The sequence below is a fragment of the Variovorax sp. LjRoot84 genome, assembly GCF_964254305.1.
GTDB lineage: Bacteria > Pseudomonadota > Gammaproteobacteria > Burkholderiales > Burkholderiaceae_C > Variovorax.
Genome location: NZ_CAXUTE020000001.1, coordinates 617,279 through 635,052, shown reverse-complemented (window position 1 = coordinate 635,052; position 17,774 = coordinate 617,279). Strand labels below are relative to the sequence as shown.

At 67.4% G+C, this 17,774-nt stretch carries 16 protein-coding genes; 4 read left to right on the top strand and 12 right to left on the bottom strand.

Translation table 11 applies throughout. From position 1 onward, the window contains the following. The first annotated feature begins 68 nt into the window (after positions 1–68). Positions 69–2,222 carry a TonB-dependent receptor gene (locus ACSQ9I_RS03285; protein WP_436312271.1) on the top strand — a complete coding sequence of 718 codons (2,154 nt, stop codon included), beginning with the start codon at positions 69–71 and terminating at the stop codon, positions 2,220–2,222. A gap of 10 nt (positions 2,223–2,232) precedes the next feature. Here the strand turns inward: ACSQ9I_RS03285 and ACSQ9I_RS03280 are convergent, their stop codons facing one another. The 3 genes from ACSQ9I_RS03280 to recG all read right to left on the bottom strand — a co-directional run bounded on the left by ACSQ9I_RS03280 (position 2,233) and on the right by recG (position 6,086). Beyond that, positions 2,233–2,826, bottom strand: coding sequence for a Dps family protein (locus ACSQ9I_RS03280; RefSeq protein ID WP_436312270.1), 594 nt, complete (start codon positions 2,824–2,826; stop codon positions 2,233–2,235). 136 nt (positions 2,827–2,962) lie between these two features. After that, positions 2,963–3,928: a LysR substrate-binding domain-containing protein gene (locus ACSQ9I_RS03275; RefSeq protein WP_093105260.1), complete on the bottom strand. Its 966-nt coding sequence runs from the start codon at positions 3,926–3,928 to the stop codon at positions 2,963–2,965. 43 nt (positions 3,929–3,971) lie between these two features. Further along, positions 3,972–6,086 (bottom strand): ATP-dependent DNA helicase RecG, encoded by a 2,115-nt coding sequence (gene recG / locus ACSQ9I_RS03270; RefSeq protein ID WP_436312269.1) that lies wholly within the window; start codon positions 6,084–6,086, stop codon positions 3,972–3,974. 75 nt (positions 6,087–6,161) lie between these two features. Here recG and queA point away from each other — a divergent pair, with 75 nt between their 5' ends. Next, positions 6,162–7,205, top strand: coding sequence for a tRNA preQ1(34) S-adenosylmethionine ribosyltransferase-isomerase QueA (gene queA / locus ACSQ9I_RS03265; RefSeq protein WP_436312268.1), 1,044 nt, complete (start codon positions 6,162–6,164; stop codon positions 7,203–7,205). Further along, positions 7,199–8,371 (top strand): tRNA guanosine(34) transglycosylase Tgt, encoded by a 1,173-nt coding sequence (gene tgt, locus ACSQ9I_RS03260; RefSeq protein WP_436302671.1) that lies wholly within the window; start codon positions 7,199–7,201, stop codon positions 8,369–8,371. The genes queA and tgt overlap by 7 nt, the downstream gene beginning before the upstream one ends. Before the next feature lie 7 nt (positions 8,372–8,378). Here tgt and ACSQ9I_RS03255 read toward each other — a convergent pair whose 3' ends face one another. Then, the gene (locus tag ACSQ9I_RS03255) at positions 8,379–8,768 is read right to left on the bottom strand and encodes a hypothetical protein (protein ID WP_436312267.1); all 390 of its coding nucleotides are present in this window, start codon (positions 8,766–8,768) and stop codon (positions 8,379–8,381) included. 94 nt (positions 8,769–8,862) lie between these two features. Next, positions 8,863–9,780, bottom strand: a complete 918-nt coding sequence (locus tag ACSQ9I_RS03250; protein ID WP_436302669.1) for an aldose 1-epimerase — start codon at positions 9,778–9,780, stop codon at positions 8,863–8,865. Positions 9,781–9,900: 120 nt separating this feature from the next. Here ACSQ9I_RS03250 and ACSQ9I_RS03245 point away from each other — a divergent pair, with 120 nt between their 5' ends. Next, positions 9,901–10,671: an SDR family NAD(P)-dependent oxidoreductase gene (locus ACSQ9I_RS03245; RefSeq protein WP_436312266.1), complete on the top strand. Its 771-nt coding sequence runs from the start codon at positions 9,901–9,903 to the stop codon at positions 10,669–10,671. Here ACSQ9I_RS03245 and ACSQ9I_RS03240 read toward each other — a convergent pair. The 7 genes from ACSQ9I_RS03240 to ACSQ9I_RS03210 all read right to left on the bottom strand — a co-directional run bounded on the left by ACSQ9I_RS03240 (position 10,644) and on the right by ACSQ9I_RS03210 (position 17,759). Next, the gene (locus tag ACSQ9I_RS03240; RefSeq protein WP_093105245.1) at positions 10,644–11,729 is read right to left on the bottom strand and encodes a serine endopeptidase; all 1,086 of its coding nucleotides are present in this window, start codon (positions 11,727–11,729) and stop codon (positions 10,644–10,646) included. The two genes, ACSQ9I_RS03245 and ACSQ9I_RS03240, sit on opposite strands and share 28 nt — an antisense overlap. A 21-nt stretch (positions 11,730–11,750) precedes the next feature. Then, positions 11,751–13,184, bottom strand: coding sequence for an FAD-binding oxidoreductase (locus ACSQ9I_RS03235; RefSeq protein ID WP_436312265.1), 1,434 nt, complete (start codon positions 13,182–13,184; stop codon positions 11,751–11,753). Further along, positions 13,181–13,993, bottom strand: a complete 813-nt coding sequence (locus tag ACSQ9I_RS03230) for a DUF2145 domain-containing protein (protein ID WP_436315706.1) — start codon at positions 13,991–13,993, stop codon at positions 13,181–13,183. The genes ACSQ9I_RS03235 and ACSQ9I_RS03230 overlap by 4 nt, the downstream gene beginning before the upstream one ends. A gap of 68 nt (positions 13,994–14,061) precedes the next feature. Beyond that, positions 14,062–14,520: a hypothetical protein gene (locus ACSQ9I_RS03225; protein WP_436312264.1), complete on the bottom strand. Its 459-nt coding sequence runs from the start codon at positions 14,518–14,520 to the stop codon at positions 14,062–14,064. Between the two features lie 35 nt (positions 14,521–14,555). Further along, the gene (locus tag ACSQ9I_RS03220; protein ID WP_436312263.1) at positions 14,556–15,041 is read right to left on the bottom strand and encodes a YiaA/YiaB family inner membrane protein; all 486 of its coding nucleotides are present in this window, start codon (positions 15,039–15,041) and stop codon (positions 14,556–14,558) included. A 103-nt stretch (positions 15,042–15,144) separates the two neighbouring features. Beyond that, on the bottom strand, positions 15,145–15,798 hold the full coding sequence (locus ACSQ9I_RS03215) for a phosphatase PAP2 family protein (RefSeq protein ID WP_093105233.1): 654 nt from the start codon (positions 15,796–15,798) through the stop codon (positions 15,145–15,147). Beyond that, positions 15,798–17,759: an MFS transporter gene (locus ACSQ9I_RS03210; protein WP_436312262.1), complete on the bottom strand. Its 1,962-nt coding sequence runs from the start codon at positions 17,757–17,759 to the stop codon at positions 15,798–15,800. Before ACSQ9I_RS03210 ends, ACSQ9I_RS03215 begins: the two co-directional genes overlap by 1 nt. Positions 17,760–17,774: the final 15 nt, after the last annotated feature.

The following is a 17,774-nucleotide window of genomic DNA, read 5'->3' as shown; positions in this document are numbered from 1 at the left end:
TTTAGTCATCACTTCGATGGCGAGCCGCGTGGCGCTTCGCGATCCGGTTCTTGCCCTGAAGGAAATCCATGTCTCTACGCCCACGCGCGCTGCGCCCACGCCTGCGCCATCTGCCCCTGACCGCTGCCGCGCTCGCCTTGCTGCATTGCACGGCGCAGGCCCAGAACAACACGCTGAAGGAAATCACGGTCAGCACGGAGCAGGACGCCGGGTACGCCCCGGCCGCCAGCAGCACCGCCACCAAGGGCAGCGCACCGCTGCGCGACATACCGCAAGCCGTCAACGTGCTGCCGGCGCAATTGCTGCGCGATCAAGGCGCCACCTCGATGCAGGATGCGTTGCGCAATGCGCCGGGCGTCTCCTTCAGCAGCGGCGACGGCCAGCGCGACCAGGTGGTCATCCGCGGCTTCACCGCCATCGCCGACTGGTTCGTGGATGGTGTGCGCGACGACGCGCTGTACTTCCGCGACCTGTCGGATACCGAGCGCATCGAGGTGCTCAAGGGACCGGCCGCAGTGCTCTACGGCCGCGGGTCGTCGGGCGGCCTGATCAACCGCGTCACGAAGAAGCCGGTATTCGGAGAGTCCTTCGGCGAGGTGTCGCTCGGCCTGGGAAGCCACGACTTCAAGCGCGCGACCGCGGACCTCAACACGCCCATCGGCGAGAACATGGCGTTCCGACTCAACGTCGCCCGCGAGAAGTCGGGCAGCTACCGCGACCAGCAGTTCATCGACCGCTACAGCATCGCGCCCTCGCTCGCGATGAAGTTCAGCCCGCAGACCGACCTGCTGCTGCAATACACCAACGCCCACGACCAGCGGCTGACGGATTTCGGCATCCCGGCGCTCAACGGCCGGCCGGTCGACGTGCCGATCGGCACCTACTACGGCTCCGCCCTGGCCAAGCGCGACGACACGAGCACCTCCAAGGTCCAGTCTTTCACCGCCACGCTGAACCATCGTTTCAGCGATGAACTGAACCTGCGCAACACGACGCGCTACTCCAGCTACCACCTGGATCGCTACAACACGCTGCCCAGCGGCACCACCGACCCCGTGCGCCTGACCGTGGGCCGCACCCGCGGCTTCGTCGATCGGGACGAGAGCGGCTGGTTCAACCAGACCGACTTGACGTGGCGCAACGACATCGGCGGCTTCAAGCAGGAATGGCTCGTCGGCACGGAGTTCGGCGTGCAGGACAAGCGCGCCTATTCCGTGTCCTCGGCCGTCGGTTTTCAGCGCGTCAGCATCTTCAATCCTGTCGCTGTTCCGCCACCCATCCCGCTCGCCAACTATCTGGCGACGAGCGCGATTCCCAGCAACTCCACCTTCAAAACCTCTGCGCTGTACGCGCAGAACCAGATCACGCTGGCGCCGCAATGGAAGGCGCTGGTCGGCGGGCGCTACGACGTGTTCGACCAGGAGACCTCGTTCGAGCGCAGTCTCCCGACCCTGACGCGCACCGACAAGAAGTTCAGCCCGCGCGCCGGCCTGGTGTGGCAGCCCGGCGAGGCGCAGTCCTACTACCTGTCGTACAGCCGCTCCTTCCAGCCCTCGGCGGAAACCTTCGCGCTCTCGGCCGGCAACGCGGACAACGCACCCGAGATCACGGTCAACAAGGAGATCGGCGCCAAGCTGGACTTCCTGGACGGTGCGCTCAGCTTCACGGCCGCGGCCTTCAACCTGGAGCGCTCGGGCATCAAGAACAGCGATCCGGCCAATCCGGCGCGGCAGATCAACGTGGGCACGCAGCGCACCAACGGACTGGAACTCACGCTCGCCGGCAAGCTGCCGGGGCGCTGGGACGTGAGCGCGGGCTATGCCTACCTGGACGGGCGGATGGTCAAGTCGGTGGCCACCGTCAGTTCACTGCAACTGCCGGTCGGTGCACCCATCCCGGTCCAGGGCAAGGTCGCACCGCTCACGCCGCGGCACTCGGCCTTCGTCTGGCTCATGAAGGACCTGGGCCATGGCTTCAGCGCGGGCGGCGGCCTGAACTACGTGGCCGCGCGCTACGCCTCGCTGACCAACCTGGTGGCCCTGCCAGGCTACATGACGGCCGACCTGGCGGGCAGCTACAAGACGGATCGCTACGAGTTGGCGCTGAACCTGAAGAACATCTTCGACAAGAAGCACTACATCTCGGCCCACGGCAGCGTCGACAACCTGATCATTCCGGGTCCGCCGCGCGAACTGCAGCTGACCCTGCGCGCCAAGTTCTGATCGGGGCGGATCAGTCCTCGAGCAGCGAACGCAGCATCCAGGCCGTCTGGTCGTGCACCGTGCAGCGCGCGGTGAGCATGTCGGCGGTCGGGTCGTCGCCGGCCTCCTCGGCCACCGGGATGAACTCGCGCGCGATGCGCGAAACGGTCTCGTGGCCCTTGACCAGGATGCGCACCATCTCCATCGCCTTCGGCGGATCTTTCGGCACGTCAGGCACGGTCGCGATCTTGCTGAACTCGGCATACGAGCCCGGCGCGTAATGACCCAGGGCGCGGATGCGCTCGGCAATGACGTCGGTCGAACCCCAGAGCTCCGTGTACTGCGCCATGAACATCGCATGCAGCGAGTTGAAGTGCGGGCCGGTCACGTTCCAGTGGAAATTGTGCGTGGTGAGGTAGAGCGTGTAGGTGTCGGCCAGCACGCGGCTCAGGCCTTCGGCGATGGCGGCGCGGTCCTGACGCTCGATGCCGATGTTGATGATCGGCGCATTGCGGCTGCCCGACTCCAGGGCCACCACGGCGCCGCCCTTCCTGGGCACTTTGCCGGCGGAGGCCGAGGGTGCAGCGGAGATCGGGGACTTGGATTTCTTCACGACTTTGGCCATGGCGCGAGTTCTTTCTTCAAGGTTGAATTGGCGGTCAGAAACTTTAGAAGCCAAGGGCGGGCTTCGCAACAGCCGAACTCTATCGCAGCGATTGCCCTCGGCCGGGGTCGAACGCGTAGGCCGATGACAGCAAGTCCTACGAGAGTCGTTTGACGCCCGGCAGCTCGCAGGCGTAGATCGCGTTGCGCAGCGCCGCGATGGCCTCGTAGCGCGTGAAGCTGCGGCGCCAGGCCAGCACCACGCGGCGCGTCGGCTCGCCGCCCTGCTCGTCGCGCACGGGGAGGTAACGCACGATCTGCTCGGGCTCCTTGCCGCGGCCCTTGGCCTTGGACTTGAGCGCACCGTTCGGCACCGACAGGCGCGGCACCAGCGTCACGCCCATGCCGGCCGCCACCATGTGCTTGATGGTTTCGAGCGACGAGCCCTCGAAGCTCTTGCGGATGCCCTCGGCATTGCTTGAGAAGCGCGCGAACTCGGGGCAGACCTCGAGCACGTGGTCGCGAAAACAATGGCCGGTGCCGAGCAGCAGCATGGTCTCTTTTTTGAGCTCGTCGGAGCTCACGGATTCGCGCTCCGCCAGCGGATGATGGACGGGCACGGCCGCCATGAAGGGCTCGTCGTAGAGCGCTGCCATCGCCAGGCCGGTGTCGGGAAAGGGCTCGGCCATGATCGCGCAGTCGATCTCGCCGGCGCGCAGCATCTCGAGCAGCTTGACGGTGAAGTTCTCCTGCAGCACCAGCGGCATCTGGGGGGTGCGCGCGATGTTCTGGCGCACCAGGTCGGGCAGCAGGTACGGGCCGATGGTGTAGATCACGCCCAGGTTGAGCGGCCCCGACAGCGGGTCCTTGCCGCGCTTGGCAATCTCCTTGATGCTCGCGGCCTGGTCGAGCACGCTCTGGGCCTGCTGCACGATCTGCTCGCCCAGCGGCGTGACCGTGACCTCGCCCGCGCTGCGCTCGAAAAGCTTGACCTCGAGTTCGTCTTCCAGCTTCTTGATCGCGACCGACAAGGTGGGCTGCGACACGTAGCAGGCCTCGGCCGCCTTGCCGAAATGCCGCTCACGCGCGACTGCAACGATGTATTTGAGTTCGGTGAGAGTCATAGCCTGCGTCAATTATGCGCAGACGCTGCGACCTCTGCCGAATTCAGGCTTTGAGGTACTCCGCCTTGCTGCCGAGCCAGCGGTCGACGTGCTTGATTGCGAGTTCCGGATGGCGGTCGAGCATGCGCGGCGCCAGCGCCCGCGCCCAATCGAGCAGCAACACATCGGTGCTCAGGTCGGCAAAGCGCAGGAGCGGCGCGCCCGACTGCCGCGCGCCGAGGAATTCGCCGGGCCCGCGGATCTCGAGGTCGCGCCGTGCGATCTCGAAGCCGTCGCTGGTTTCGGCCATCGCCTTGAGCCGCGCGCGCGCCGCCTCGCCGACCCGGCCGCCTTCGTTCGGCGCATAGAGCAGCACGCAGGCCGAAGCGGCCGCGCCACGTCCGACACGCCCGCGCAGCTGATGCAGCTGCGAAAGCCCGAAGCGCTCGGCATGCTCGATCACCATCAGCGAGGCATTGGGCACGTCGACGCCGACCTCGATCACCGTGGTGCTGACCAGCACCTGGAGCCGGTTGGCCGTGAAGCTCTCCATCACCGCCTGCTTCTCGGCTGTCGGCATGCGCGAGTGCAGCAGCCCCACGCTGACCTGCGCGCCGAGTGCGGCGGCCAGCTCGTCACGCGTTTCGGTCGCGTTGCGCAAATCGACCGCCTCGCTTTCTTCGATCAGCGGGCAGACCCAGTAGACCTGCCGCCCTTGCGCAAGCTGGGCGCGGATGCGATCGATGACCTCGTCGCGCCGGTGATCGGCCACCAGCTTGGTCACGATCGGCGTGCGACCCGGCGGCAGCTCGTCGAGCGTGGAGACGTCGAGGTCGGCGTAGTAGCTCATCGCGAGCGTGCGCGGGATTGGGGTGGCACTCATCATCAGCAGGTGTGGTTCGAGGTCGCCGACGGCCTTGCCGCGCAGGGCCAGGCGCTGCGCAACGCCGAAGCGGTGCTGCTCGTCGATGATCGCCAGCGCGAGCTTGTCGAAGCGCACCTTCTCCGAGATCACCGCATGCGTGCCGATCACGAGCGCGGCCTCGCCGTTCTCGACCGCGGCCGACATCGCGTCGCGCTCCTTCTTCTTCTGGCTGCCGGTGAGCCAGGCGACACGCAGGCCGCGCTCGGCCAGCAAGGGGTCGAGCCAGCCGACCAGCTTGCCGAAGTGCTGCGCCGCGAGGATCTCGGTGGGCGCCATCAGTGCGCACTGGTAGCCGGCATCGATGCAGCGCGCGGCGGCCAGCGCCGCCACCACGGTCTTGCCGGAGCCCACGTCGCCCTGCAGCAGGCGGTGCATCGGGACGTCGCGAGCGAGGTCGTGCGTGATCTCCTCGCCGACCCGATGCTGTGCGCCGGTCAATGCAAAGGGCAGCGTGGCCAGCAGTTCCTTGTACAGCGAGTCACCGGAAGCCGCCGCCGAAAGCACCGGCGCGCGCTGCGCCGCGCGGGCCCGGCGCGCCTGCAGTTGCGAGAGCTGCTGCGCCAGCAGTTCGTCGGCCTTGAGGCGCTGCCAGGCGGGGTGGCTGTGGTCTTCCAGCGTGGCCATCGCCACGTCGGGCGCCGGGTAGTGGAGAAAGCTCAACGCCCGGCGCAGTTCCCATGCGCCCGACGGCGCGAGCGCCGGCGGAACGGTCTCGTCGAGCACCGCCCGCGCCAAGCCGGAGCGCACTTCGCGCCGCAGCATCGGCTGGGCCAGCCCCGCGATCGTCGAGTACACCGGCGTCAACGCCTGCGGCAGCTCGGTGCCCGCGGCCTTGACCGTCGGATGCATCATCTGCCGCCCGACGAAACCGCCGCGCACCTCACCGCGCACCCGCACCCGCGCGCCGACCGCGAGCTGCTTCTGCTGCGAGGGATAGAAGTTGAAGAAGCGCAGCTGGCAGGTGTCGCTGCCGTCGTCCACCGTCACGATCAGCTGACGGCGCGGCCTGAACACGACTTCGCAATCCCTCACCACGGCCTCGATCTGGGCCGTGTCGCCGTCGCGCGTGTCGGCCAGCCGCACGATGCGCGTCTCGTCCTCGTAGCGCATCGGCAGGTACAGCGCGAAATCGATGTCGCGCAGGAGCCCGAGCTTGCGCAGCGCGCGCTGCACCGGGCTCAGGCCCGCGCCGGGCGCTGGCGCCGGTACTGCTGCGGGCTTTTCCGGTGGAGACGACTTGGCGGCGGCGGGCATGGGACAATTCTGCCCGGCTCTTCGCCGCCTCTTCCTCCGCCTCCTTGGCACGGGCCCGTCCGGCCCTCAAGCACCATGCGCGCCTTCACGCTTTCCGATTTCGATTTCGACCTGCCGCCCGAACTGGTGGCCCAGCATCCCGCCGCCGAGCGCAGCGCCTCGAGACTGCTCGACGGCACGGTCGATCCACCCATCGGCCGCATCTTCAAGGACCTCCCCTCGCAGTTGCGCGCCGGCGATCTGCTGGTCTTCAACGACACGCGCGTCGTCAAGGCGCGCCTCTTCGGCGAAAAACCCACCGGCGGCAAGCTCGAGCTGCTGGTGGAGCGCGTGCTGCAAGGCAACGAAATCGTCGCGCACATGAAGGTCAGCAAGAAGCCGCCGGCCGGCACCGCGCTGGCGATGGCCGGCGAGTTCCGGGCGACGCTGCTCGGCCGCTGGCCTGACGAGAACGGCGCGCTGTTCCGCTTCCGCTTCGACAGCGCCGCCGGTGAAGACCCCTATGCGCTGATGGCCCGCTGCGGCCACGTGCCCTTGCCGCCGTACATCGAACACGCCGACTCGCAGGACGACGAGCGCCGCTACCAGACCGTGTTCGCACGCGTGCCGGGTGCGGTCGCCGCGCCGACCGCGGCGCTGCACTTCGACGAGGCGCTGCTGGCCGAGCTCGAGGCGCGCGGCGTGCAGCGCGCCAACGTCACGCTGCACGTCGGCGCCGGCACCTTTCAGCCGGTGAAGACCGAGAACATCGCCGATCACACGATGCATGCAGAGCGCTACGAGGTGCCCGAGACGACGCAACGCGCCATCGCCGAAACCAGGGCGCGCGGCGGCCGCATCGTCGCGGTCGGAACCACCACCGTGCGCACGCTCGAATCGTGGGCCAAGAGCGGCGAAGCGGCGGGCGACACGCGCATCTTCATCACGCCGGGCTTCGCCTTCGAACACGTCGACCTGCTGGTCACCAACTTCCACCTGCCCAAGAGCACGCTCATGATGCTGGTGAGCGCCTTCGCGGGCTACGAGCGCGTGATGGCGCTCTATGCCCACGCGATCCGCGAGCGCTACCGCTTCTTCAGCTACGGCGACGCGATGCTTCTTTCGAGACAACCATGCTGAACTTCGAACTCCTCGCCACCGACCCCGCGAGCCATGCGCGCCGCGGCACGCTCTCGCTGAACCACGGCGTGGTGCAAACTCCGATCTTCATGCCCGTGGGCACCTACGGCACCGTCAAGGGCGTGATGCCGCGCAGCCTCGAGGAGATGGGCGCCCAGATCATCCTCGGCAACACCTTCCATCTCTGGATGCGTCCCGGCCTGGACGTGATGGCGAGCTTCGGCGGCCTCCACCAGTTCGAGAAATGGGACAAGCCCATCCTCACCGACTCGGGCGGCTTCCAGGTCTGGTCGCTGGGTGCGATGCGCAAGATCAGCGAGGAGGGCGTGAAGTTCGCGTCGCCGGTCAACGGCGACAAACTCTTCCTCACGCCGGAGGTCTCGATGCAGATCCAGACCATTCTCAACAGCGACATCGTCATGCAGTTCGACGAGTGCACGCCCTACGACACCCAGGGCCACCTCACGACCGAGGCCGAGGCGCGCAGTTCTATGGAGCTCAGCCTGCGCTGGGCGCGCCGCTGCCAGGCGGAGTTCGCGCGGCTCGAGAACCCCAACGCGCTCTTCGGCATCGTGCAGGGCGGCATGTACGAGAACCTGCGCGAAGAGTCGCTGGCCCAGCTCGTCGAGATGGACTTTCCCGGCTACGCGATCGGCGGCGTGAGCGTCGGCGAACCCAAGGACGAGATGCTGCGCATCATGGCGCACACGCCGCACCGGCTGCCGGCGCACAAGCCGCGCTACCTGATGGGCGTGGGCACGCCGGAGGACCTGGTCGAGGGCGTGGCACAGGGCGTCGACATGTTCGACTGCGTGATGCCGACGCGCAATGCGCGCAACGGCACGCTGTTCACGCGCTTCGGCGACCTCAAGATGCGCAATGCGCGCCACAAGAGCGACCCGCAGCCGATCGATGCGAGCTGCAGCTGCCATGCCTGCGCCGGCGCATCAGGCGTGTCGTGGAACGAAGGTGGCCGCGACGGCTTCAGCCGCGCCTACCTGCACCATCTCGACCGCTGCGGCGAGATGCTGGGCCCGATGCTCACGACCATCCACAACCTGCACTACTACCTAAACCTGATGCGCGAGATCCGCGCGGCGCTCGATGCCGGCACCTACACGCAGTTCCGCGCGCAGTTCAAGGCCGACCGGGCCCGCGGCGTCTAGGATGCGCCTACTTGGCGCCAGGCACCTTGATGGGCAGCGGCGTCGTGTAGGGCTCGATGCGCAGCAGCTCGTTCGTGAACAGCGCGACCTGCCGCAGCGGCGCCTGCACCAGCGCGCCGCCCGCATCCTTTTGCGACGCGTACTGCCACACCGTCAAGGGACTCTTGTCCGCCAGCAGCGCCGCGAAGCGCTGCACTTCCGGCGTGCTGCCGGCGCCGAGCTGAGCCGCCTCGATGCCGACCACGATGTCGTCGCGCGGCGAAACCACCTTGAAGAGACGGACGGTCGCCGGCTCCTGCGCATGGGTCACGAGGCTCGCCGCCGACAGCAAGGCAGCAGCGACCGACGCGACGTAAAGACCTGCGGCGGCATGGCGGCGAATGAGGTTCCTGAACATGATCGTGCTCTGAATCAAAGGCGTTGAGCGTAGCCAGAACCCGCTCGCGCGAGAACACGCCGGAAGCCATACGCCGCACGCGGGAGTGCCCGCGTCAGCGCTGCGGCAGCAGCGACCAGCGCCCTGAAAGCGAGGCCCCGGGCGCGAGGACCGTGCCGCCCACTTCGCCGAGCCCATGGCGGTCCCACAGGTTGAAAGCATCGGTGCACTGGCTCACCGGCTCGGCGCAGAAATGATCCGCGCCGCTCGGGCAGTACAGGACGAAGAAGTCGAGCGGCGCCTCGGCCGCCATCGCCAGCGCGCACGAAGCCGTCGGCCATTCGATGCGGGCCTCACGCAGCCATCCTGTGAAGTTGTTGTCCAGATCGAGCTCGGCCAGCTCCACGCCTTCGCGCAGCCGGGCCACCTCTTGCGTCGGCTCGAGCGCGACCGGCATCACCTCCGCATCGCCACGCCACATGGCGCCGGTGTTCGCCGACAGGCGTGTGCCCGCGTGATGGATGAAGTAGGGGTGATGGCCGATGCCGGCCGGCATCGGGGCGCTGTCGCGGTTGATCAGCGTGATGGTGCAACGCAGCCCCGTCGCATCGAGTTCGAACAGCTGCGAGGCTTCGAAGCGCCAGGGCCACTGGGCATCGGCCTCGACGCTCAGCACGAGCTCCGCGCGGGTTGGCGAGGCCTCTGCCACCTGCCATGGCCGTTGCCAACCGATGCCGTGAAGCGGATGCCGGCCCGAGGGCCCCGCAGGATGGCCCGGCGCAATGGCGATGTCGCGCCCGCCGACATGCGCGCGGCCGTCGCGAAGGCGATTGCACCAGGGCAGGAGCGGAAAACTCGCCATGGCCAAGAGATGACGTGCGGCCAGCGCATCGGCCGTGGCCGGCCGCAACCAGTCGAAGCGCCGGCCGTCGCGCTCATCGTAGAGGGCTGCGATCGCGCCGCCGACCTCCGGCGCCAGCACCAGATGCAATGCGCCCGCCGCAAGATGCACCAGTTCGTCGTTGTCGTTCATGGGAGTGCGTGCCTTCGATCGTTGATGCGAACGCGGCATTCTCGGCCAACCCGGGTGACACGCACCATCGTTGGCGTGGAGAATCGCAACTGGCACTTCGTTCCTGCACGGATCCTCCTCATGACGGCATCGACCCCCTCCGCCCGCTATCCATCGCTCGCCGGCCGCAGCGTGTTCATCTCCGGCGGCGCCACCGGCATCGGCGAAAGCCTGGTGCGCGCCTTCCATGCGCAGGGCGCGCATGTGGGCTTCTGCGACATCGATGCGGCTGCGGGCTGCGCGCTTGCCGCCCGGTTGCAGGGCGAAAACGAGGTGCTGTTCCACGAGTGCGACGTGACCGACGTCGCAGCGCTTGGCGCAGCCATCGCCGCGGTGCGCGCGCGCTTCGGGCCGATCCGCGTGCTGCTCAACAATGCGGCCAACGACCGCCGCCACGAGATGGCCGACGTCACGAGCGAAGACTTCGATCGGCTGGTGGCGATCAACTTCAAGCACCAGTTCTTCGCCGCGCAGGCCGTGGCCGAGGACATGCGCGCGCAGGGCGGCGGGTCGATCATCAACTTCGGCTCGATCAGCTGGATGATCAAGGGCGCCGGCTACCCGGTCTACCAGGCCTGCAAGGCGGCCGCGCGCGGCCTCACGCGTTCGCTGGCGCGCGACCTCGGCAAGGCCAACGTCCGCGTCAACTCGATCGTGCCGGGCTGGGTGATGACCGAGCGCCAGTTGAAGCTCTGGGTCAAGCCCGAATCCGAGGCCCAGATCGATGCCGCCCAGTGCCTGCCGGGCCGCGTGATGGCCGAGGACATCGCCAGCATGGCGCTCTTTCTCGCGGCCGACGATTCGAAGATGTGCACCGCGCAGGACTACGTGGTGGACGCAGGCTGGACCTGAGGCGGAATACCCGGCGCCGCCGCGGCAGCCGCACCGGTCCCGCAGGCGTGGCAGAAGCGCGAGAACGCGCTCTTGCGCGCTTCGCAGACGCCGCAGTGATCGAACAGGCCGATGCCGCAATGCGGGCAGAAATCGATCTCGGTGTTCTTCAGGTCCACCGGCCGTTCGCAGCCCGGGCACACACTCTTGGCGAGCCGCGCCAGCGCGGTGTCGTAGCTCAGCTCGTTGCGGCGCACCGTGTCGGGCTGCGCCTCGGCCAGCTTCTGGCGCGCGAGATAGCGGTTGAGCGCGATGATGGCGTAGCGCCCCACGAGCACGGTCACCACGATGCCGACCACGTAGCGCACATAGCCGCCATAGCTCGGCAGATAGGGCACGAGCTCGACGAAGAAGGCGAAGAGCGCGAAGTAGATGAAGCCCCACACGAAAGGCCAGTAGGTGCTCTTGCGCTTCTTCACGAAGAGCCAGCCGGCGATCAAGAGCAGCGGCAAGGTGAGCGCGAGCCGGTAGCCGAACACGCGCAGTTCGACGCGACGGTTTTCCGCCTCGAGCTTCTTGCGCGCTTCATCTTCCAGCGGCGCGAGTTTCTGCTGCGCGCTCTGGCGCGCCTGCCGCGCATCGAGCGCGATCTGGCGCTGCGCGCCCACGGCCCTCTGGGCGTCGTCTTCCCTGGCCTTCAGCGTATCGAGCGCCTTGGTGCGCGCGATCAACTCGGTGTCCTGGTCGGGCTGCGCAGTGGCGCGCCGCGTCGCGAGCCAGTTGCCGAAGGTCTCGCGCGCCGCCCGGCTGGTCTGCTGGGCGGTCAGGAGCGCGAGCTCCGCCTGCTCGCGCTCGCGTGTCGACTCCTGCTCGGTGCGCTGCGCGTTGCGGATCGTGGCGCGAAGCGGCTCGGCCGCCGCCTTGTCGATGAAATCGTCGAGGGTCAGCGTGCGCTCGACCTGCGGCAGATCGCCGACGATCGTGCTGCCCAGCCCGACCAGAAAGCTCGCGAACACCAGCGCCACCACCCAGAGGCCGCGGCGAAACCACTTTTCGGACAAACGCAAGGACTTGCTCATCGCAATAGCTCCTGTTTCGATTCAAAGGTATCGCTGCCACAGCGCATTGCTCAGCCGTCCTTGAGGGTCTACCGCGCGCTTCACGGCCCGGAACGCATCAGCCTGAGGATAGGCGGCAGCAAATTGCGCCCGGGTCGCATGCAGCTGATAGGGCAGGTAATAGGTTCCGCCGCACTTCAGCGCAGCGTCGATCATGTCGCGGGTCCAGCGGCCCGCATCTTCCAAGGCTTGGGAGTCGGTGCGCTGCTTGTAGTACACGACGAATGAAAACACTTCCTCGCGTGCCCAAGCCAACATCGACACCTCGTCGGTCGGCGAATGCCGGATCGACACATTGAGCACTTTCGCCTGGTGCTTTCGGATGATCCGTGCCATCTCGGTTGCAAAGACGAGAAAGTGCTGCGTCGGAATGAAGTACTCCTGAAGCACGTAGGTGGATGCTCGCCGGCTGGCTGGCTCCAGCGAACGAAGGTTCAGGCTCGCCTCGTAGTTCAGCCAGACCACCTCCGGTCTATCGAGCAACGCAGGGCGGATGTATTTGCGCTGCAGCGCATCGCCGTTCGGCAGCTCGGTCACTGCCCAGACCATGCCCTGTTCCAGCCGATAGCTCCGATCGCGCGGAACCAGTCGTGCGGCCACCGTCAGTGGCTTGTCCGAGCGACGCCAGCTCACGGCCGATGCCTCGTCGAAAAAGGGCGGGACCAAGTCAGCGTTGTGCAGGAGGAGTCCGTTTGCGGCCCGCACTTCCCGCTCGAACCAGGCCGGATAGTCCCGCAGCGCCAGTGCCTCGACCGTGCGTTCGATCCGCACGTTGTCGTCCAGTGCAAGCTCGACCTCCGTGATCACGCCGACGGCGCCGTAGCCGCCGATGGCCGCGCGAAAAAGCTCCGGGTGCTTCTGACGATCGACCTCGACGATCTCGCCATCGGCCAGCACCAGCTGCAGCGCTCGCACAGAGTGCCCGATCGGCCCATGGCCCACATACCGGCCATGAGCGTTCACCGACACGGAGCCGCCGACGGTGAAGTTGGCATAGCTCTGCATGGTCTGCACCGAGAGTTGATGTGCGTCGATGTGATCCTGTAGGTCGCGCCAGCGCATGCCGGCCTCTACACGCACCGTCTTCGTGTCGGGGCGCAGCCAGACCAGCCGATTCATTTCACGCATGTCGATGTGCAGGCCACCTGCGACTGCAACCTGGCCGCCCATGGAATAGCGTCCGCCGCCTACAGCGATCAGGCCGGGCCACTCGAGAAGCGCGTTGCGAACTGCTTCGCGCGAGCGCGGAGTCACCACACGTTCGACTTTCACCGTGTAGAGCCGCGTCACGTTCTCGACGGGGTGCAGCGTTCCGCTATGGACCTCCGTGGGCGAGACCAGCAGCAGGCCGGCCCCCATCAGTGCGGCGGCGAGCAGGGTGCGGCGCGATACTAGGATGCCGCTTGCCGGGCTCATAGGCGCAGCACCACCGGCGCGGCGCCGAGCCCCGCCCGCGGCAGCCAGGCGAACACCGAATCGACCGTCACCGTTTCGATCCGATCGGAGAAGCGCTTCTCGTTGGGATGGTCGTCGAAGGCCACGTTGGCCGAACCCACGCGTCCGCCGAGTCGCGTGAGCGGCCCGAGCTTCAGCACGCCGGGCTCGTAGCCCTTGAACTGCAGCCAGGCCTGCGCCTGCTCGCGGGTGCGGATGGTGCCGGGCTCCATCGCCGCAGCCAGCGTCTCGATCGCCCATTGGTTCGACTGCTGGTACTTGTGACCCCAGGCGTAGCTCACGATGCTGTAGGGCGCGGCGTGCAGCCGCGTGATGCGAGCGGGCGATTCGTTGAGCGCCGCCAGCACCTGCGCCTGCACGGCCGGCGCCGGGATCACCCAGGCGGCTTCATGGCGCCAGAGGTCATCGAGGAAGAATTCGCCCAGCCCTTGGCGATAGATGGCTGCCACCGCCGTGCCGCACTGGTTGAGCTTGTGGACCACGCGCCACGTTCCCGCCTCTGTCTTGTAGGCCAGGCCCAGATGCGAGTAGCGCAGGCCGTACCTGCTCAGGTCTTGCCCCGCACGCGCCAGCAGCACGACCCGCGCACCGCTTGCATCGAGCCCTTGTGCCGTGCGCTCGGCGAGCTGCATACCCTTCATGACCGCCGCCGCGCCGGGCTTCTGCTGTTCACAGGAACGACCGGCGTGCGCGTTGAGCGGAAACAGGAAGAGCCCCGCCAGCACCACGGCCGCCGCCGCCGCAAACACCTGAAGAATGGCCCGGAGCATTCGGCGCGGGCGGGAAACCTGGGCCCGGTACTCGATTTCGTAGGGGCCGAAGTTGGTGGGCGCGCGCCTCATGACAGCCTCTCGTTGTAGAGCAGCGCGCGGCCGACCGCATTGGGCACGAAGGCCAGCACCTCGCCGGCCGCCGACAGCACGATGCCCGAGCCGATCACGCTGACCGTGACCATCGTGCCGACAACGACCGAGGCACCGTGGGCCGCGCGGCCCAGTACCTTGACGCTGGCCCGGGCGCCATCGGAGGCACGTTCGAGCAGGTAGACGGTACCGTCGACCGATGCCTCTACCGCCACCACCGTAAGCACCGAGCCACCCACCGACAGCGCCGCGGGCACGGCCACCGCGGCACTCGCCGCGCTGCCGGCCACCGAGGCGACGCCGACGACCGAGGCCAGCGGCAGCATCGAGAGCGCTGCCGAGGCTTCGCTCTGTGCATGAGCGTGAAGCGGGGCGGCAACACCCGCCATCGCGGCGCAAGCCGCCATCAGAACCGTGACGAAGGACTTCTTCATGATGTGCTTTCGAAAGATGAGGTGTATGGAGTGCTTCATTCGCCCTGGCCGGTTTCGGCGCGGGCTTCGCGGCGGCCTTGGAGGCGCGCCTCGGCGAGATCGGCTTCATGGCGGTCGCGCAGGATCTTGGCGAGCGTGAAGGCCGAGCTGATCAGGAACAGCCAGCTCACGCCGAGAAAGGCCTTGTAGGTCTCGCTGATCTCCATCCGCAGCAGGCCCCAGCCGGTCAGGCCCATCGCGGTGAAGAAGCCGCCCCAGACGACCAGCTTCCACATCGGCGTGTCGCCGGCACCGGGCGTGGTGCCGCGCTGGTTGTCACGCACGAACTTCGCCAGCACGAAGGCGGCCGAGAGGCAGAACACGTAGCCCATCACCATGAACGCGCGGTCCAGCGCCTGCCCCGGCAGCCAGCCGAGCCCGGTCGCGCAGAGGAACACGGCCATCCCGAAGGAGATCCAGACCTGGACTTGCCAGGCACGGGTGTCGCGTTGGATGGAAACGGTGGAAGAGAAGGGTTGCATGAATGCCTCGCGGCGTAGTGAAGGTGCGCGAATGATGGTTCGCACTTCCTCGGCGAGGCGCAAATTACTGCACCAGTGGCACCTTGCGACGCCTCCGGTATCTCTAGTCGATACCTTGGCGCACCCGACGGCGCAGCAGGTCGTCGCGCGTGAAGGGCCGCTCCGTACCGGCCAGCCGCACCGCGATCACCCCGAGCGCGTCGTGCGTGGGCGCTGTAGTGCCGGGGCGCAGGAAGAGCATCGGCGAGACCATGCTGATCAGCAGCAGGATCCAATGAAGCCGCGGCGGCGGCCGGTGCTGTTGCTGCCACAGGAAGAACGCGCTGACGGCCGCGCCCAGCGCGAATCCGGCGGCCACCTCCGACTTGGAATGGGCATAGATCGCCAGCCTCGACAGCCCGATGAGCGCAGCGAAGACCCAGCCGAGCGTGGCGGCGGAGACGCGCACGCGCGGTTCCCAATGCGCTGCGGTCAGCCAGAAGGCGACCGGCCAGACGCTGGCCGAGAGCATGGTGTGCCCGCTGATGCCGGTGAAGTTGAGCATGGCGCTGCCGATGCCCCAGCCCATGAAGGCGATCTTCGAAGCGGCCACCATGGCGCCGGCGGAGCCGAACAGCGCGAGCCAGCGCCATGCGATCGGCCGTGTGACCGTCCGCACGCCCAGCCACACGGCAATCCAGGCCGCGACGGGCAGCAGGAAGCCGCTGTCACCAAACCAGGTGATCGAATACCAGAAGCCGTCAGGCAGGAACAGCATCAGCTCGGCTGGCTTTCCAGCAGCCCGCTCACGCGCCGCTGCAAAGCCTCGGGCTGCACCTCGGCGTGCCGCATCGCACTGCCGACATGGAGCCCCACCCGGCTGAAAAAGCCGCGCCGGAACGGACGCGCCATGGCCACGTTCTCGCCGTCGCGCACCTCGAAGCGGCTGAAGTAGGAGCCCCAGAGATTGGTCAGCGCCATCGGGATCACCGGCGGATCGATGCCCTCGGCACGCGCGGCCTCGAGGATCTTCATCACCCCGCCCTTGAAGGGCTGCAGGCTGCCATCGCGCGTGATCGCACCCTCGGGGAAGATGGCGAGCAGATCGCCCTCGCGCAGCACCTGTACCGCGCGCGCGAAGGCTTCTTCATAGGCTGCCGGGTCTTCCTTCTGCGGCGCGATCGGAATGGCCTTGGCCAACCGGAACAGCCAGCCGAGCACCGGCACGCGGAAGATGCGGTGGTCCATGATGAAGCGGATCGGCCGCGGGCTCGCGGCCATCAGCAGCACCGCATCGATGAAGCTCACGTGGTTGCAGACCAGCACGGCAGCGCCCTCGGCCGGAATGTGCTCCTCGCCCTTGACGTCGAAGCGGTAGACGATGCGCGACAGCACCCAGGCCACGAAGCGCAGCAGGTACTCCGGCACCAGCATGAAGATGTAGAAGGCCACCACCGCATTGGCGATGCCGGTAAACAAGAAGATCTGCGGGATCGTGAAGCCGGCCTTGAGCAGCGCGCCGGCGATGACCGCGCTGCCGATCATGAACAGGGCATTGAGGATGTTGTTGGCCGCGATGATCCGAGCCCGGTGCGTGGGCTGGCTGCGCAGCTGGATCAGCGCGTACATCGGCACGCTGTAGAGCCCCGCGAAGAGCGACAGCAGGCCGAGGTCGGCCATCACGCGCCAATGGACGGCCTGGGCCATGAAGGCACCGAGCCCCATCTCCGCCGCGGGCGGCAGCGCGCGCGAGGCGAAGTAGAGATCGATGGCGAACACGCTCATGCCGATCGCGCCCAGCGGCACCAGGCCGATCTCCACCTGGCGGCGGCTCAGGGTTTCGCACAGCAGCGAGCCGATGCCGATGCCGACCGAGAACACCACCAGCAGCAGGGAGGCGACCTGCTCGTTGCCGTGCAGCACCTCCTTCGCGAAGCTCGGGAACTGGCTCAGGAACACGGCGCCGAAGAACCACATCCACGAGATGCCCAGGAGCGAACGGAACACGACCAGGTTGCCGTGCGCCAGCTTGAGATTGCGCCAGGTTTCGCTGAACGGATTCCAGTTGATCACGAGGCCCGGATCGGTGGCCGGCGCGGGTGGAATCGCCTGCGCCACCGCGCGCCCCGCGAGCGCCAACAGCACGCAAGCCACCGCCACCGTGGTGTGGCCGACCTGCGGCAATGCCACGAGAAGGCCCCCGGCCACCTGTCCCAGCAGGATGGCGACGAAGGTCCCCATCTCGACCATGCCGTTGCCGCCGGTGAGCTCCCGCGCATCAAGCACCTGCGGCAGGTAGGCGAACTTGACCGGACCGAACAGCGTGGAATGCAGCCCCATCAGGAACACGCAGCCCAGCAGGATCACGGCGTCCGCACGCATGAAACCCCACGCCGCCACCGCCATGATCGCGATCTCGAGATTCTTGACGAAGCGGATCATCTTCGTCTTGTCGTACTTGTCGGTGAGCTGCCCCGCGGTCGCCGAGAACAGCAGGAAGGGCAGGATGAAGAGTGCGCCGATGGCCAATCCCGCCATGGCCGGCGGCATCCAGCCCAGCTGCAGTTGGTAGGTCACCATCACGGTGAATGCGAACTTGAAGAGGTTGTCGTTCGCCGCGCCAGCGAACTGGGTCCAGAAGAACGGGCCGAACCTCCGCTGCCCGAGCAAGGCGAATTGATTGGCGTGCGCATGCGCTTCGGGCGCGATGGCAATGGAGGCGTCGACCGGTGCTGTCATGCGAATTCCCTGGCG

Bases quoted from the DNA above. Each gene is read 5' to 3' on its own strand.
- ACSQ9I_RS03285 (WP_436312271.1), top strand. From the start codon at position 69: ATGTCTCTACGCCCACGCGCGCTGCGCCCACGCCTGCGCCATCTGCCC.
- ACSQ9I_RS03280 (WP_436312270.1), bottom strand. From the start codon at position 2,826: ATGGCCAAAGTCGTGAAGAAATCCAAGTCCCCGATCTCCGCTGCACCC.
- ACSQ9I_RS03275 (WP_093105260.1), bottom strand. From the start codon at position 3,928: ATGACTCTCACCGAACTCAAATACATCGTTGCAGTCGCGCGTGAGCGG.
- recG (WP_436312269.1), bottom strand. From the start codon at position 6,086: ATGCCCGCCGCCGCCAAGTCGTCTCCACCGGAAAAGCCCGCAGCAGTA.
- queA (WP_436312268.1), top strand. From the start codon at position 6,162: ATGCGCGCCTTCACGCTTTCCGATTTCGATTTCGACCTGCCGCCCGAA.
- tgt (WP_436302671.1), top strand. From the start codon at position 7,199: ATGCTGAACTTCGAACTCCTCGCCACCGACCCCGCGAGCCATGCGCGC.
- ACSQ9I_RS03255 (WP_436312267.1), bottom strand. From the start codon at position 8,768: ATGTTCAGGAACCTCATTCGCCGCCATGCCGCCGCAGGTCTTTACGTC.
- ACSQ9I_RS03250 (WP_436302669.1), bottom strand. From the start codon at position 9,780: ATGAACGACAACGACGAACTGGTGCATCTTGCGGCGGGCGCATTGCAT.
- ACSQ9I_RS03245 (WP_436312266.1), top strand. From the start codon at position 9,901: ATGACGGCATCGACCCCCTCCGCCCGCTATCCATCGCTCGCCGGCCGC.
- ACSQ9I_RS03240 (WP_093105245.1), bottom strand. From the start codon at position 11,729: ATGAGCAAGTCCTTGCGTTTGTCCGAAAAGTGGTTTCGCCGCGGCCTC.
- ACSQ9I_RS03235 (WP_436312265.1), bottom strand. From the start codon at position 13,184: ATGAGCCCGGCAAGCGGCATCCTAGTATCGCGCCGCACCCTGCTCGCC.
- ACSQ9I_RS03230 (WP_436315706.1), bottom strand. From the start codon at position 13,993: ATGCTCCGGGCCATTCTTCAGGTGTTTGCGGCGGCGGCGGCCGTGGTG.
- ACSQ9I_RS03225 (WP_436312264.1), bottom strand. From the start codon at position 14,520: ATGAAGAAGTCCTTCGTCACGGTTCTGATGGCGGCTTGCGCCGCGATG.
- ACSQ9I_RS03220 (WP_436312263.1), bottom strand. From the start codon at position 15,041: ATGCAACCCTTCTCTTCCACCGTTTCCATCCAACGCGACACCCGTGCC.
- ACSQ9I_RS03215 (WP_093105233.1), bottom strand. From the start codon at position 15,798: ATGCTGTTCCTGCCTGACGGCTTCTGGTATTCGATCACCTGGTTTGGT.
- ACSQ9I_RS03210 (WP_436312262.1), bottom strand. From the start codon at position 17,759: ATGACAGCACCGGTCGACGCCTCCATTGCCATCGCGCCCGAAGCGCAT.